Here is a 720-nt window from a genome sequence, read left to right on the forward strand (position 1 = left end):
GGTCAATTACATAGCGGATACCAGGCACTGTAATTGAGGTCTCAGCGACATTAGTAGAAAGGATGATTCGTCTGCCAGAGTGAGGTTGAAACACCCTGCTCTGGTCTTTGGTACTTAACCTGGCATATAAGGGCAGTATCTCGGTGTCACGCCATTCATAATCATTAAGGGTCTTGGCGATCTCTCTGATCTCTCGCTCGCCAGGTAAGAAAACCAAAACATCGCCAACTTGCCAAGAGCGTTGGCGTTCTTCGTCTTGAATCTCCTCGACCACTGTAGCTATCTGCTCACCAAGAGATAACTCTTGTACATCTGCACCAATAGATGGGCGGTAATTCACGTCAACCGGATAACTTCGCCCTGAAACAGAAAATATTGGCGCGCCAGTAAAGAACTCCGAGAACCGGTCTACGTCGATCGTGGCAGAGGTAATAATGAGTTTTAATTCAGGTCTTTTCAGCAGAACGCGTTTTAAGTAACCGAGTAAGAAATCAATATTTAAACTACGCTCATGCGCCTCATCAATAATAATAACTTCATAACGATTTAAGTAACGGTCAAACTTGATTTCATTTAAGAGAATACCATCCGTCATGACCTTTATTAGCGTACTATCACTAACTTGATCGGTAAAACGAACTTGATAGCCAACCAGATCACCAAGCGGGGAATTTAGCTCTTCCGCTAATCTCGTCGAAACGGTGCGTGCAGCGAGACGCC

The 720-nt window shown here is 44.7% G+C and carries 1 protein-coding gene; it reads right to left on the minus strand.

Translation table 11 applies throughout. From position 1 onward, the window contains the following. Positions 1–720, minus strand: a 720-nt coding sequence (locus A3766_RS10620) for a helicase-related protein (RefSeq protein WP_255375433.1), incomplete at both ends; no start/stop codon positions are given.

This window comes from Oleiphilus sp. HI0132, assembly GCF_001635845.1.